Source organism: Fimbriimonadales bacterium, from assembly GCA_035559795.1.
Taxonomy (GTDB): domain Bacteria; phylum Armatimonadota; class Fimbriimonadia; order Fimbriimonadales; family ATM1; genus DATMAR01.
Window position 1 is genome coordinate 336045 of the sequence record DATMAR010000012.1, and the last position, 14586, is coordinate 350630.

Genomic DNA, 14586 nt, shown 5'->3' on the forward strand with positions numbered 1-14586 from the left:
GCGGGTCTTCTTGTTTTTTTACCCCGTAAAAGCTCTATGTATCCTGATAAAAGTATCAGGTAGCCAGCGGCGAATCTGCGGAAAAATAAGTCCGTAGGGCGTTTCCGAGACCCATCGAGGAGGAGATAAAATGGCGTTTCGTATCAACACGAATCTCTGGGCACTCAGTGTGCTGCGGAACTTGAATAACACTTCCGATGAACTTGCCAAATCCATGGCAAGGCTTTCGTCGGGATTGCGTATTAATACGGCTGCTGATGACCCGGCTGGCTTGATGATTTCCGAAAATTTGAGAGCCCAAATCGCCGGATTAGAGCAAGCGCTTCGAAACAATCAAGACGCAATCAACTATGCGAAAACCGCCGAAGGCGCTTTGGACGAAGTAAGCAGACTTCTCAATGATGCGAGACGATTAGCACTCTCGAGCGCAAACACGGGCGTTCTCGACCAAAATGCGATTCAGGCGAACCAAAACCAAATCAACTCCATTATCGAATCCATTAATCGCATTGCACAACAAACGCAATTCGGAACGAAAAAAATCCTAGACGGCTCTGCTGGGGTCTTTTCCTACGTTACAGACACATCGAATTACGACGCCATCAACATCGGAGGAACTTTCGGTGGTTACACGGTCAACACGGATGGAGATGTTACTGTTCAAGTAACGACTGCTGCTTCGAAAGCCAGCATTACGGGCTCTGTGGATTTTTCTGCATCAGGCCTCAACACAATCGTCGGCGCAGGAACATTCGTAATAAACGGGGTTACTTTCGTTACAGACGGAACAGAAACACTCGGAAGCCTTTTATCGCGTTTCAATAACTCTTCGAATGCAACGAAGGTCACGTTTTCCTTTAATGGCACAAACGTGGTTATGCAAAGTAATGAGTATGGTTCGAACGCAAAAATCAGCTTCACAGACACAGAGGGGATAATTCATAACACAGGCAATACGACCGTGAACGGTACGGATGCCGTTGCGACCGTAACCGTGACGACGACGAACGGCGCTACCTCCGTCGTATTCACGGGGGGGCGAGGAGACGATAGCGGATTACGTCTCACGGATACTTACGGAAACTCTATTACGCTGACAGAGCAAGGAAACACAGTCGGGGGGGCATCCGTAGCGGGACGAATCGAAGTCGGCTCCTCGATCTTCCAAATCGGTGCAAACGCCGGACAAACGGTTTCGTTATCTCTTCCGAATATCATGGCAAGTCAATTGGGAGATGGAGTCGTTAGTGGGTTGAATCTTTCCCTAATTGACGTTACGACTCAGCAAGGTGCAGAGGATGCGATTAAGGTCATTGATGCCGCCATCGAAGAACTCACGAAACTCCGAGGAGAAATCGGCAGTTTCCAGCGAAACGTGCTCGAAAGCAATGTACGTTCACTCGGTGTTGCGCACGAAAATATGGTTGCAACGGAAAGCGCAATACGAGATTTGGACGTAGCGGCAGAGATTACGAATTACACGAAACTCCAAATCTTGCAGCAAGCGGGGCTTTCCATTTTAGCGCAAGCGAACGCACTGCCGAGCGCAGTCCTCTCGCTTCTTTCGTAAGAAGGCTCATATCCAGTGCTGACTAAGTATCAGTCGGGGGCTAAAAAATGCTTTATATACACTTCTTTTTGGCTCAAGTTTCTCTAATGGTTTATATTCTTTTTCAGGCTTTCTTATCTGTCAGGTTTCTTATAAAATCTTGACCATCTTGTGGGCTATATGGTCCACCGCTAAGAAACCGGGTAAATGTTCTTTGCGATTTACCAGTATTACTCCCAGAATGGCGTTGCGGTCCTGTGCGTTTTTGACAAAAAGTTACATATAGATACTTCCTTGCACGAGTGAGCGACACATACAATAGACGCCTCTCATCGTCAACCTCCTCGCCAGTCGCTCGTCCTGGGATATACTCGTCCTCTGCAGCAGCTAAAATTACAGCATCAGCTGAGGGTCCCTTAGCTTGATGCATTGTCATAATAGCAACTTTACCTCTTTCTTTTTCCTGTTCTACATCTCCAAGAGATACATTTAATGCGCGTAAGAGCTCTTCCAGAGACTCAGCTTCACCAAACTCCCTAGCTCTTGAAAAGAGATTGAGTGCTTCTTGCCTTATCTGTTCATCCTGGATAACTTTAGTGGCAAGATTATTAATCCAGCTATCTAATTTTTCCTCTTCTGGGGTACCAATTTCCGCGAGGAAGCTTTCAATTTCTTTTACCCTGTTAGAAACTCTATCCCCATTTCGGGGTAATAAGTTCGGTTCTTCTTTAACCTTTTGAAGTGTCTCTGAGAATTTCATTCCATGTCTTCTTGCCAAGTCATAAAGTTTAGAAAATGTTTTCTTGCCGATTCCTCTATTACCTAATGAGAGGATCGTTCTCCAAGCAAGATGATCACTACGCTGAATATTTAATCGCATCAAACAAAGCATCTCACGAGCTTGTTCATGGTTAAGCGGTTCTAGAGGATTTGATACAATTCCTATAGGAATGTCCTTTTTTGTAAGTGCTTCTCGTATTGGATTAGAGAACTGATTATTTCTATCAGTTCGCAAAAGAATTAGGATCTCTTCTGGCTGTACATTTTTTGAATTAATAAGCCAATGACATAATTCGGCAATACCTTCAGCTTCTATATTTTGATTTGGGAATCTCAATACATGAACCTCACCTTGATCAGTTTTGTCTTTAGGTTCAATAGGCTTATCAATACGGCGAGAGTCTTGTCTAGCAACAAAAAGACCATAGTCGAGTACATCCTTACAACATCGCTGACAAATCTTCAATTGTAAATCTTCTGAAGGTTTGTAATCATGGGTGAATCTTCTTATTCCATCTGGATTTGCAAATCTAAATCCGTAAATACTTTGGTCATCATCGCCAGCGGAATAAATCTCACTATTTAACTCAGCTAATGACTTGATAACTGATAAGTCGCAAGCATTAAGGTCTTGATATTCATCTACAAGCACATATTTGGGTGGTCCTTCTAAATCCAGATTTTCTTTCTGTTCTTCCAATGCCCGCTTTAGTTGGTAGACAAGCTCTGCTCTAAGGGTATATCCATAAACCTCTCTATGTTCCTTCCATGTTCCTAAAAATTTGGGGTTTGGAAATCTCAGTTCCCAACCCGGCGTGTCAGCCGTTAGCTTTTGCCAATCAGAGGAAAGTTCATTTAATAATTTTTGGGTTTTCCCGTACATTCACACCAATCAAATCGCTTATTTCTTCGATAATGATTTGTCGCTCCTCATAGTCATCTGCAATTCTGAGAGGTTGTGGAAGATTGGTTAAAGAAGCATTACGTAAAACCTGTCTCAATGCAAAAGAGTGAAGAGTAGAAACCTTCGGGAGCTCAATTCCTGTATCTCCAAGGGTATTCTTAAGAATGTTTCTTAGCTCTGAGGCAGCAGCACGGGTAAAGGTAAGGACAAGAATTTCATTTGGTGGAATACCTTGCGTCGTAATTAGCCATAAAATTCTTCTGATCAAAGTCAAGGTTTTACCAGTTCCTGGGCCGGCAAGCAGTCTTGCATGGCTCCCTTTATGACTGGCAGCTTCTTTCTGTTCTGAATTCAGATTCTCATCCCATTGAATCATTTTTTATCAATACCTCATTATTCATTTATCAATTACTTTTTTTCTATAAACCGCCATTGACTAGCGATTTTTAGGGAATGGATAAGACCCGAGCAGGCAAGTTTACCCTGCGAGATACCCTGCTTCATCCCAAAAGGTAAATATACAGTATGTTCATCCATTTGTAACTATTCAGCCACCTGTTTAATCGTCATTATTTCTTTTATGACTTTTCATAGAATCGCGTTTACGCTTCAATCAAACGCATAGTCCTCAAAGCGAGTTCTCGAATCGGAACGCGCATGAAACCGTGCACACCCGTCTCTAAAGTCTCCTGAAGCGGAGAAACCCATTCATTGGGTAATGCCGATGTGCCTTTCATCGCTCCGATAATCGAACCAACCGTCGCTCCGTTGCAATCCGTATCGAAGCATGCTTGAACGGCGAGACAAATCGAACGTGCGAAATCGCCATCTCCCCACAACAACGCCGTCGCAACGATTTCTGCATTCGAAATCACATGACACCAATCATGCGCTCGCATCTCATCCCAATCCCGATGAAGCGCACCAATCGCATCATCTACTGAAGAAAACGACTCTCGCCTCGCTATTTGTTCTCGAATGCGTTCTGTAAGTCGGGATTTTTGCGGAATCTCTTTTAATCCTGCTTCGATAATCTCTCGAATGTTCTGAGTGCAAAACGCCACCGATAACATTGCCGCAACCCACATTGCCCCATAAATTCCGTTTTTGACATGAGAAATGCAAGCGTCGCGCCATGCCATAGATGCGGCGGCTTCCGGGTTGGCGGGATTGACATATCCCCACATATCCGCACGAATTTGCGCCCCAATCCATTCTCTATAAGGATTGCAATAACTCGCCGTCTCGGGAGGGTGCAGTCCATTGACAATGTTCTTATACGCAACACGCTCCGCAGTGCATGTGTGTAATATCGGTAAATGGGATAACCAATAATCGCCTACATCGGAAGGAGTAAATGCCCTCCCGTGTTTTTCCAAAATCCCCAATGCAATGACTGTGTAATTCAAATCGTCATCTTCAGGAACGTGGGAGATATCTTCGATAAAAAAGCCCGGGGAAATTTCATATCTTTTAAGAATCTCATTCGCAGCAGAGCGAGAAAAATAACCCGATAAAGGAAAGCGATTCGTTTCGCGTAAATATCCCCACATTCTTTCTCGTTTCCATCCCTCGACAGGTTTTCCCAATAAGTTCCCGGCACAGCGACCGAGCCATGCCCCATAAATTTTGTCGTACAAATCACCGGAAATCGAAAAATTACTTTTCGATGGTGAAGGACGTTCCTCCCGGATTGCATTTAGTTCGGATGGTTCGATATACGGAAAATTTTCTTTTAAAGGAAGGCGTTGCACTTCTTCGAGCAGAGTTCTCGCTTCTGCTTGATTTCGAGGGTTTTCCAAATCTGTCTTCGATAATTGTTCGAACATCGGCAAAAGCGAGGAAATATCTTTCCCTTCTTGTTCTGCTTGCAATTTTTCTATTTCTAAATCTTGCTGGGTAATTGAAAGCCAAAGGTGCTTCACGAAAACAACTCCCGAAGTGGCTTTTGAAGAGCGGCAACGGCTTCATCGTCATCTTCCGGTAAGGAAAAGTTTTCCCATAAACCCCAAACTTCTTCGTGAGAAACATAAGAGTCTCGTTCGATAACCGAAAGAGGTCCTAAACTTTCGAGTTCGAGCATGTCATGACGCGTGAACGTTTCGAAATTGCATCCGAAATCTGGGTATCTCGCATTAGGGATATAGGGAAACCGCTTGAGGAAAAGCACATTTTCGTTGACATATCCACCCCAACCTGCAGTAACTAACGCCCCCACCTTTTGAGGAGCCTCGATGGGTGCCTGTTTCAAACGAACGAGTTTTCTGCCCCACCGCCATCGCGAATCGGACATATCTGTGTATCCCCACAAAACGAGAGGGCGCACCGGAAGTAATCTTTCTTGATGAGATTGGTATGGTTCCTGCGGAAAAAATCCGACCCCCCCAGGTGCCATAACGGAAAGAGCCCAAGGTGCGACCTCATCTCGATAATTCATGCGCTGAACAATTCGATGCTCGACGTATACTTTCTTATTCTTAAGGGCGATGCGCAGTTCGCGCTGAAAGCCTGTCTGCTCTTGAAGCGAAGCAGTTAGAATCGCACAATCCCCTTCCTGCGTCAATGTGACGGATTCGTTATCGGGCAAATCCGTTTTTCCAGGGATTTCAGGTGCAATCCAAAGCCTGTGACCTCCATAACTGCGATACTCGCTCCCCCCCACCTTGCCCATTTGATGAGAAAATTCTGCAAATTCATTCTTGCCATTCACGAAACCGAACCGGATAACACGAGGACCGACCTCCAAAGTCGCAATAATTTCGATTCGTCCGTCTGTAAGACGCAAACACCGATTCCATCCTCCGTAAGGAACGATTTCCATGTAAAAAAGTGTAGCAGGTATTTCCTAAAATCGAACTTGGTAATCCAGTCGAAGAATCAGATTCGTCCAAAGTTGACCGTCGGGAAGCGAATGCTCCCATCGTGCACTGCCGATGAGGAAACTTAGCGTCTGATTCGGACCCGGCTTTTGGTCGAATCCGATTTCCCAGATGTGTCGTGTTCGTTTCATCCCCGGTTGCAGATTGCGTTCCAACCCATAGGTCAGCCTCAACGGACGCCCTGTATTGTTGAATAAAGATGCTTGGATTGAAACTCGTCGTGCTTCGGTATTTTGGTCCAGTCGTGCAAGTTGTTCGTATTGGAATTTTCCGCTCGCGAATGTATTCGGCGTATATTCGAACCCCCAATTGCGCGATTGAATCGGTTGAAGGTTGCTTCCGAATAACGCTCCATTTTGGGTAGCCTCCGGAAAACTATCCGTAGAACCTACGATTTTCAATTTATCGTTCAACTGATAACTTACATCGTAATCGCGCAACAAGAAATTGCCCATTCCAGGGATGTTTCTCGTTTTATAGGAAAGGTTGATTTGCAATGGTTTTTTACCGGTGGGGTCCATTTTCACAAACACACCACGTTCGGTTGCTCGTTGTCCGGTCGGAAGGATAAATTGCGTGTAATTCGAACCGACGAGCGAGCCGAATACAGTGGTGTTGATCGAAGCGAGTTCGTTTTCCCGTTTCCATATGCCAGCATCCGTCTCGCTGTCATAACCGAATTTCACGTTGATGGCTTTGAATATCCCGAAATCGAAAGGTTTTTTCGTGCTGAAGGAAAAGTTACCTAAGGCTTGTGTTTTCACCCCGTCGGTTTTTCTTTCGTCGTAGTATCCTCCATATTCATAATCGCTATTGCCCCCACCGGAGAGTTCCCATTTATAATTTTGCTTTCCTCCACCCAAAGAGTTCAATTCTCGATTCCAGTTGTATCCGATTTTGAATCCGTTTCCCATGTCGTAACTAAAACCGAAAGTTCTATTTCTCTGGTCGGCTTTGTTACCGTCTCTCCAGACAAAATATTCCGTTGCATTTACGGATAACCGTTTGCTGATAGCATAATTCAAACGGTAGGCTTGCGCATCTTCGTATCCACCATCTGCAAACTGCGTTCGTAATTGCTCCGTAGAAAAATCCATACCTTTCAGGAGTTTCGTTTCGTATTTCGCGTAATCTGTTACCCTACTCGGCTTATCGGCTTGCGCCCCCCCTAAATACTCCTGTTCTTTTCTCACCGTGAGTTTGCCCCACTTTCCGAAATCCCGCAACCCTTCCATTGCAAAAAGGTTGTTTTCGAAAAGCAAGTCCGAATTCGCACCGAATTTTTGACCGTAAAGCGAGACAGAAATGCTCGATTTCGAATCCGGTGTATAGATAATCCTCGCGTCCCGTTTGTACCTTCGAAGATCTTCGTTTCCATTCGTGGAGTCATAGAAGCTCCCTTCGATATTGAAGTTTTTCAATGCATTGAATTTCAATGCTAAATCCCATTGACGATAGCCGATGAGCTGCTTGAACAACCAGTTCTCCGAATCGTTGATATCACCCGCTCGTGCAAACTCGTCGTCCACATTTCGAAAACCTCCTTTGACTTCATAGCCCTGTCCTTTCAACATTGCAGTCCATCGGTCAGCACTACCTTCGTCGCTTCCCACGCGGAGGCCAGCAAGCGAGAACTGTGTTTTTGCGTTCACCTTCCAATCCAATAAAATATCTTCCCTCTCGAATCCAAACTGATTTCCGATAATCTTGCGCTCCGTTTCTAACAAGTCGTAATAGCGCAAGAAGTTCTTATCGAAATTCGTTCGCTTGTATTGAAGGTTGAGATTTTTAGCAGCGAAGAAGAAATTCCCTCCCGTTACTTTTCCTTTCCCGTCCGAAATATCGAACCAATCCAAACGTACATTGGAATTCGCAAATGGTTGTCCTTGAAAGCGCAGGAAATTACGCTCCATACCGGTTTCTTTTACAATCCAGTTTCTCTCGTTAGGATTAAGAGCCGCGGCGGGGTCGTAAACTTGCAAGGTTTGAAGAATCATCGAATCGAGTTCGTTAGCCGATAAATCCCCTAAACGAACGAAAGCAGAATCAGTCTTTCGATTCCAAAACTCCAAGCCGAACTTGCCGAAATCGAGTTTTCCGCTTCTACTTTCGAATCCGTATTTTCCGTCACCGAACGCCTTTTGCGACAAAGATAGCCAGTTTCCTTTATCTTTTTTCGGAAGTATCAAGGAAAATTCTTCTCTTTGCAAACCTCGTTCTTTCGCCCATTGACCCCTTTCTGCCTCCGCTAAATCATTGAAGCGGTTGAACGCATTATCTATTTTTTGAGTGAAATAACTTCCTTTCAGCCACGATGTCTCTAACGAGAAGTTTTTGCGCTCGATGCCTCCCAAGGCATCTCCGATTCGATTTTCATCGAAGGCGAACGAATTGCCCTTGAACTGCAACTTGGCGCCAAGGCTCTCTCTTTCTATCCCTTTTTCTTTTTGAAGTTGCGCTCTATCGCTTTCTGCCAAATCTTGAAATCTATTGAAACCGTAATCAATTTTTCTTTTATCGAAATAGGCTTCGAAATTAGAGGATTTCACTTTGTAATTTTGAAACGTGATTTTAGAAGAACCGTCTTCTATGGTTCGAAAACTATTCGTAAAGTTCCATCCTTTCGGATTCACTCCGTTCAAACTCAAGCCATAGCGCACCAAGCCTTTTTCTTTTTCGAGTTGTTGAATCTTATTGCTGTCCATTCCCGTTTGATTCAGCATTCCGAAACCTGTGAACTTTTGTCCGACTCGCTGAATATCTGCATCGAGAGTTACGCCTTTCGAAACATCGGCATGAAATTCCTGTAAAAGGAGTGAATCCGTTCCCTCGACTCCGCTCTTCGGAGCATTTTGGTCGGGAGATGACGCATCGGCTTTCACGTCAGGTTGCCATTGACTGGAAACCATAAAAAGACCACCGAGTTTTCCTAAACCAAAACTGAAGTTGTTTTGCAAACCAGCGGTTTGAAATTGCATCAATGTCCCGTCGCTGAATCTTTGCGCTCCGGAAAAACTCAGAAGCATTCGCAAAGAGCCGTCTTTGGTGAAATTCAACGCGGTCAAAGGCATTCCAGAAAACGAAGAACTCGTTTGCAACTTCGCATCATGACGATAGGTAACTCTCACCGTTTCATAGGATTTGGCTTGATAAAAAAGATACAAAACACCTGCCGCGTAATCAATGACGTAATCCGTGCCTTCGCTTAAAACCGTAGCGCCGACTTCTACACGGACACTTCGAGGAACGATTCCGCCATAACGTAAGGGTAGACCCAGACTCCCCTTGTTCGCTTGGAGAACGTCAACTGCAAGTGTCCCCATGAGCGGAACCTGAGAGGAATCGATCCCAGCCGAAAGGTTATTCGAAAACTCTTGCGCAAATGCAACGGAGGAGAGTAGGAGCATTGCTCCTACCGCTATTGTCCTCCGTTTGCACTTGCTATTCATAAGCGCGTTACCTCCGCTTTACGAGTAACGGACCCTAATGCTTATCATCGGTTCAGGCTCCCTCCTTCGTTTTCTCTGATTGGGTTTTATCAGTCTTTCCTGTTGCATTGTCTTTCAACTGCGAAGGGAGGCCGAGTTCTTTCGTGTTGATTTCTCTGAGTCTTTCCCGTAGTTTCGCCAATGCATTTTTCGTAACGATTGTTTTCGCGTCGGATTGTTCTTTTGCGTCCGAATCTCCCGAAACGGAGCTTCGATCATGAGAGAAATCATCGTACGCCGATTCGTTAATCATCCCGATTACATCCGGTGCATCTGGCAATGGCCTTTGCCGTTGAATGAGTCCTGAAGATCCGCTTTCGCCACCTGAACCAGTAGGGGTCTTATAGGCGAGCGCTGGGTCATTTCGTCTTGGCTGCTGAATGGGAGTTGAATTCGGTTTAGAAGCTACCGCAAGCGAGTTTCTGGGTGTGTTATGCACCACTTTAGGTGTCGTTCTGCTTTGCGATTTCTCATTCTTCACAGCGGGTTTAGCGCTCGCGAGTGGAGAAGATTCCACCAAAGCCGCATTTGGCTTATTCATAGCAACTTTGGGCTTGCTCACCAACCTTTCTTCTGAATTACTGGATATATTCCCGCTCGAGTACCAAAAACCTAAAACGACCACCGAGACGATGACCGCTGCAGCCGGGGAGGCACGCAAGGCAAGAACCGGTATATTTCTTCTTTGAGTTGTCTTGGAAAAAATGCTCTCCCTTAGCCAGGAAGGAGGTTCTTCGGACACTCGGACTAGTGAGGACTGGGAGCGAAGTTCTGCAAGGACTTTTTCTGCGCCTGGAACTTCTTCTAAATACGCCTCCACTAGCCGGCGCTCTTTGTGAGAACAAGCACCGTCCAAATACGCCGAAAGAAGTTCGAACATCTCTTCGTCCAAACTTCCATGGTCGTCGAAGGCTTTTTCGAGTTCATCCCATATGTCTTTTTGATTCGCCATCTTATGTCCTTTTTCGTTAGGTTTCCGTTCTTTTAGACCTCTATTCCTGCCAGAAGTGGCAAATCTGTGCTATAATGCGGCTTCTCCGCAGACAACCGGTTGCTGTAACAGCGTAATTTTGAGCGTAGACTCATCCGGTCGAGGGGGTAAATCTGAGAAACCCGAATTTTTACGGGGTCTCGCCTCCCTGTCGGCGGGACCCTGAAATCTTTTTAAGCAGTAAATCGAATGCCAACACCAAAAAAAATAGAAACTGTCGAGAAAGCAAAAAACTGGTATAGCCAGTCGAAGGGTTTGATTTTTACCGAGTATTCGGGGCTTTCCGTTCCCGAACTCCAACAGCTCCGTAGCAGCTTGCGGGAGACGGGAGGGGAATTTCATGTCATCAAAAACACACTTCTCCGCATTGCTTTGGGAAGTGATGTTGTCGAAAAACTCCCTCCTGAATTTCACAACGGCGTAACTGCGACGCTTTTCGTGTTCGATAACGAAGTGAATTGCGCAAAAGTTCTTACAAACTTCGCAAAGACGAACAAGAAACTCAAAATCAAGGGAGCGTTCCTCGAGGACACTATCCTGTCTGCAAAGGAGGTCGATGAATTTGCAAAACTTCCCCCAAGGGAAGAACTTATCGCCTCGATTGCAGGCGCAATCACTGCCACCCTATCACAGATAGCGGGATGCATTCAGGAAATGCTCGCAGGTCCTATTCGAGCAATCGGTGCTGTTGCCGATAAACTCGGTGCTTCCCAAACGGTTTCGCAAGAAGGGACTCCTTCTGAGGAAACTAAAACTGAGGAAACCAAAACCGAGGAAGAAAAACCAGCAGAAGATACAACGACTACTACCGAAAACGTTTCCGAAGCGGAAGCAACATCGGAAAAACCAACCGAATCCAAGGAGGAATAAATCATGCCATCACCAATTGTCGAAGAAATCGTTGAAAAAATCTCCGGACTCACTGCGCTTCAACTAAGCGAACTCAAAAAAGCCATCGAAGAGAAATTCGATGTCACTGCGGCTGCACCGATCGCGATGGGCGCAATGCCCATGATGGCGGCAGGGGGGGCCGAAGCTCCAGCACAGGAAAAGACGACATTCGATGCGATCTTGACCGATGCGGGTCAGGCGAAACTCTCCGTGATCAAGGCGGTTCGCGAATTGACAGGCTTAGGATTAAAAGAGGCTAAAGACTTAGTTGACGCAGCACCGAAAGCGATTAAGCAAGGTGTAAGCCGAGATGAAGCCGAAAAAATCAAAGCGGTCATCGAAGAAGCCGGCGGAAAAGTCGAAATTAAATAATTACAGCCCGAGGAAATTAACGAAGCAGCGTAAGAACGCGATATTTCACGCACTTACACTGTTCCTATTTCGTAATATTGCGACTTCTCGGGTGCGCGTGAAAATACTTTTCTTTCAAAGTCGCAAAATCCAGGTGGGTATATATTTCCGTCGTTCCGACAGACTCGTGCCCCAATAGTTCTTGCACGCTCCGCAAATCCGCTCCAGCCTGCACTAAATGCACAGCGTAGGTATGGCGGAGTGTGTGAGGTGAGATTTTTTTCAAAATCCGTGCTTTTGCAGCACAATCCTTCAAAATTCGAAAAACCCCTGAACGAGAAAGGGGGGTTCCTTTCTGATTCAAAAAAATAGTCGGTTCTTCACGGAACTTTGCTTTCTTTGATTTTCTTACGAGCAGTTTCGGGCGCGCCTCTTCTATATATTTTCGAAGCCAAGCATGCGATTTTGCAGGGATGGGAACGATGCGAGTCTTCCCCCTTTTTCCGGTAATGCGTAAAACGGATTCCGATTCGATGTAATTTTCTTTCACTAAAGTCACCAGTTCGCTGATTCGCAATCCAGTTCCATAAAGGAGTTCGAACATCGCACGGTCTCGCAAACCCGGGGGGGTATTCACGTCCGGCACAGCCATAAGAGCCTCGACTTCTTCCAAAGTCAAGGCTTTGGGAAGCGACCGCTGCTTTCGATAAGAAAAATCCGAACGCAAAAGACCTTGTGGGCCCTGCTCCATTTTCGCGAGAAATTTAAAGAAACTGCGCAAACAAGAAAGTTTGCGCGCTAAACTTCGAGCGGATATCCCCCGGTTAGCCAAAGAGTTTTGAAAAGCATTCAAATGCGATTGCCGATAATCGGACCAATCTTTCCCCCCCGCTTTTCGAAAATGCTCTTCCGCTTGTCGTAAATCCCGATAATATGCCTCTACGGTGTTTCGGCTCGCACCGCGTTCCACCACCAAATAATCGAGAAACCACTCGATGGCGTCTTCTAAGGGATTGGTCTCTTTTGAAGTACGCATATAGAGGGTTGGATATACATCAAATCATGTTCCAAAGGATAACGCTCGAGAATAATCTTGCGCAATTTTTCTCGATTGATTCGCGCCTCTTGCGAACCGACTCTCGCAATGCGCGGTTCGCTTCCCCAAAACAATGCGACGAGGTCATATTTCTTTGGAAGCATTTCCATGAATGCCACGAAATCCGGTTGATTCAGTCTATCGTAATCTATGAACTCGAAACTGCTAAAAACAATATACTCGGGGCCGATTTCCGTAATCAAACGGACATCCCAATCTTTTCTCTTTCCATCTGGGGGAATATAACGTATTGCATAGGGGTTCTCCTCGAACATAGTTGACAAACGACGCTCCGCTCCCGGCAAATTCGTATCCCTAAAGAGTGGGGGGGAATAAAACCAAGGGTCGGTGACGAACGCCACTGTTTTCCCCTCACGTGTCTTTTCCAATAGCCATCGTGCGGCTTGGTCTCTGGGGTCTGTGTGCATCATAAAGGCGGTGAGCGTGAAAGGACCGTTTTTGGACGCAAAGGAAACACCTACGAGCAACAATATCATCGCAGAAAGCCATCGCATGCGCCCCCCCATCTCATGAAATCGTCCGAGCGTGAAGCCTAGGCTGACTGCCAAAAAAGGAAGCAGTGGCAATGTGTATCGCATAAACTTCACTTCCGCACTTGCGATTACGAAATAATATAAAAGGAATGAAATAATGAACATGAGCCAGCATTGTCTTTTCCAAGCATACACGATGAAAATCAAACCGATAACACCTATAACGAGCGGAAACAGACCGAAGGCGCTCGCCAAATTCCCGATGTGATAGAAAAAACCCGAGGAAGTTCCTGCGAAAACGAGGCCATGACCCTCAGCGGCATGACGGATTTCGTAATTTACATCTCTAAAAAACAAAGAGGGTTCGAGAATTGCACCAGGAGTCGCCATCAGAAAGCCGATTGCAAAAATAATAAGCACTCCGAGGACCGGAAGCAACTTCCTTGCAAGAAAAAACACACTGAGCAAAGGTGCGACAAGAAAAACCGCGGTCGTATATTTCGTTCCTGCGGCAAAACCTGCGAAAAGCGCTGAAATGGTTAATGTCTTGACTGGGCGAAAGGTCTTATCCTCAGTCGTTTCGTTATTTGAAAACGCTTTAAAAGAAAAAAACAAAGCACAAGCAACCCAAAAAGAAGCAAAAACATCTACGGTTAGAAAACGGGAATGAACGAGAAATCCAGGAGCGAGACCCAAAACTATTGCCCCTACAATCGAACCCAAGACATTAGAAATTCGAGCGAGGAGCAAAAAAACGACTGCCGCCGTTCCCGCTCCAGCGAGCGCTGAAATGACTCTTCCTGTCAAATAAATATTTTTAGCAGTCTCCCAAGCCGGAGTTTTCGATGAAGTGGGTATCCATCTATAACTAGTTCCTAAATCCACACCGAGTTTCAAAAAAGTCAAATACATGCTCCCGTAATTGTAAAAACCGGGTCGGAAATAAGGATTTTGAAGGGCATATGCCGCAATTAGCCCCTCATCGGGATGAAGGGATTGATTTCGCAACTCGTTCGGCAATCCCCATGTAATTCCAGGAATTCGAACGAGAAAGGCGATAAAGAAAATCACCAAAGCCCCCACCCATTGACCCTTTTTCGTCACTTTTTGAGAAAGAAAATCCCGCACAGTGACCGTGTTTTTGAATTCTTTCATTTAAACGA

Annotated in this window: 11 protein-coding genes; 3 read left to right on the top strand and 8 right to left on the bottom strand. The window is 45.6% G+C overall.

What is annotated here, in order from left to right:
• Positions 1-130 precede the first annotated feature (130 nt).
• Positions 131-1570, top strand: a complete 1440-nt coding sequence (locus tag VNK96_08640) for a flagellin (protein ID HWP31769.1) — start codon at positions 131-133, stop codon at positions 1568-1570.
• 103 nt (positions 1571-1673) lie between these two features.
• On the opposite strand, the gene VNK96_08645 is transcribed toward VNK96_08640, so the two are convergent.
• The 6 genes from VNK96_08645 to VNK96_08670 form a co-directional block, all read right to left on the bottom strand.
• The gene (locus tag VNK96_08645; GenBank protein HWP31770.1) at positions 1674-3212 is read right to left on the bottom strand and encodes an ATP-dependent helicase; all 1539 of its coding nucleotides are present in this window, start codon (positions 3210-3212) and stop codon (positions 1674-1676) included.
• Positions 3181-3609, bottom strand: coding sequence for a UvrD-helicase domain-containing protein (locus VNK96_08650; GenBank protein ID HWP31771.1), 429 nt, complete (start codon positions 3607-3609; stop codon positions 3181-3183). Before VNK96_08650 ends, VNK96_08645 begins: the two co-directional genes overlap by 32 nt.
• 226 nt (positions 3610-3835) lie before the next feature.
• Complete coding sequence (locus tag VNK96_08655) at positions 3836-5158, bottom strand: ADP-ribosylglycohydrolase family protein (protein HWP31772.1); 1323 nt, start codon at positions 5156-5158, stop codon at positions 3836-3838.
• Positions 5155-6054 (bottom strand): hypothetical protein, encoded by a 900-nt coding sequence (locus VNK96_08660; GenBank protein HWP31773.1) that lies wholly within the window; start codon positions 6052-6054, stop codon positions 5155-5157. The genes VNK96_08655 and VNK96_08660 overlap by 4 nt, the downstream gene beginning before the upstream one ends.
• Before the next feature lie 24 nt (positions 6055-6078).
• Positions 6079-9561, bottom strand: coding sequence for a hypothetical protein (locus VNK96_08665; protein HWP31774.1), 3483 nt, complete (start codon positions 9559-9561; stop codon positions 6079-6081).
• 52 nt (positions 9562-9613) lie between these two features.
• Positions 9614-10552, bottom strand: coding sequence for a zf-HC2 domain-containing protein (locus tag VNK96_08670; protein ID HWP31775.1), 939 nt, complete (start codon positions 10550-10552; stop codon positions 9614-9616).
• Positions 10553-10780: 228 nt separating this feature from the next.
• Between VNK96_08670 and rplJ the strand changes: the two genes are divergently transcribed.
• Positions 10781-11461, top strand: a complete 681-nt coding sequence (gene rplJ, locus VNK96_08675) for a 50S ribosomal protein L10 (protein ID HWP31776.1) — start codon at positions 10781-10783, stop codon at positions 11459-11461.
• A gap of 3 nt (positions 11462-11464) precedes the next feature.
• The gene (rplL, locus tag VNK96_08680; GenBank protein HWP31777.1) at positions 11465-11854 is read left to right on the top strand and encodes a 50S ribosomal protein L7/L12; all 390 of its coding nucleotides are present in this window, start codon (positions 11465-11467) and stop codon (positions 11852-11854) included.
• 64 nt (positions 11855-11918) lie between these two features.
• On the opposite strand, the gene VNK96_08685 is transcribed toward rplL, so the two are convergent.
• Both VNK96_08685 and VNK96_08690 read right to left on the bottom strand, forming a co-directional pair.
• Complete coding sequence (locus VNK96_08685; protein ID HWP31778.1) at positions 11919-12869, bottom strand: tyrosine recombinase; 951 nt, start codon at positions 12867-12869, stop codon at positions 11919-11921.
• Entirely contained in the window at positions 12839-14578 is a 1740-nt protein-coding gene (locus VNK96_08690; protein ID HWP31779.1) for a hypothetical protein, read from the bottom strand. The genes VNK96_08685 and VNK96_08690 overlap by 31 nt, the downstream gene beginning before the upstream one ends.
• Between the last annotated feature and the right edge of the window lie 8 nt (positions 14579-14586).

Excerpts from the sequence above, each read along its gene's own strand:
- VNK96_08685 (HWP31778.1), bottom strand. The coding sequence starts at position 12,869 with ATGCGTACTTCAAAAGAGACCAATCCCTTAGAAGACGCCATCGAGTGG.
- rplJ (HWP31776.1), top strand. The coding sequence starts at position 10,781 with ATGCCAACACCAAAAAAAATAGAAACTGTCGAGAAAGCAAAAAACTGG.
- VNK96_08690 (HWP31779.1), bottom strand. The coding sequence starts at position 14,578 with ATGAAAGAATTCAAAAACACGGTCACTGTGCGGGATTTTCTTTCTCAA.
- VNK96_08670 (HWP31775.1), bottom strand. The coding sequence starts at position 10,552 with ATGGCGAATCAAAAAGACATATGGGATGAACTCGAAAAAGCCTTCGAC.
- VNK96_08650 (HWP31771.1), bottom strand. The coding sequence starts at position 3,609 with ATGATTCAATGGGATGAGAATCTGAATTCAGAACAGAAAGAAGCTGCC.
- VNK96_08665 (HWP31774.1), bottom strand. The coding sequence starts at position 9,561 with ATGAATAGCAAGTGCAAACGGAGGACAATAGCGGTAGGAGCAATGCTC.
- rplL (HWP31777.1), top strand. The coding sequence starts at position 11,465 with ATGCCATCACCAATTGTCGAAGAAATCGTTGAAAAAATCTCCGGACTC.
- VNK96_08640 (HWP31769.1), top strand. The coding sequence starts at position 131 with ATGGCGTTTCGTATCAACACGAATCTCTGGGCACTCAGTGTGCTGCGG.
- VNK96_08645 (HWP31770.1), bottom strand. The coding sequence starts at position 3,212 with ATGTACGGGAAAACCCAAAAATTATTAAATGAACTTTCCTCTGATTGG.
- VNK96_08660 (HWP31773.1), bottom strand. The coding sequence starts at position 6,054 with ATGGAAATCGTTCCTTACGGAGGATGGAATCGGTGTTTGCGTCTTACA.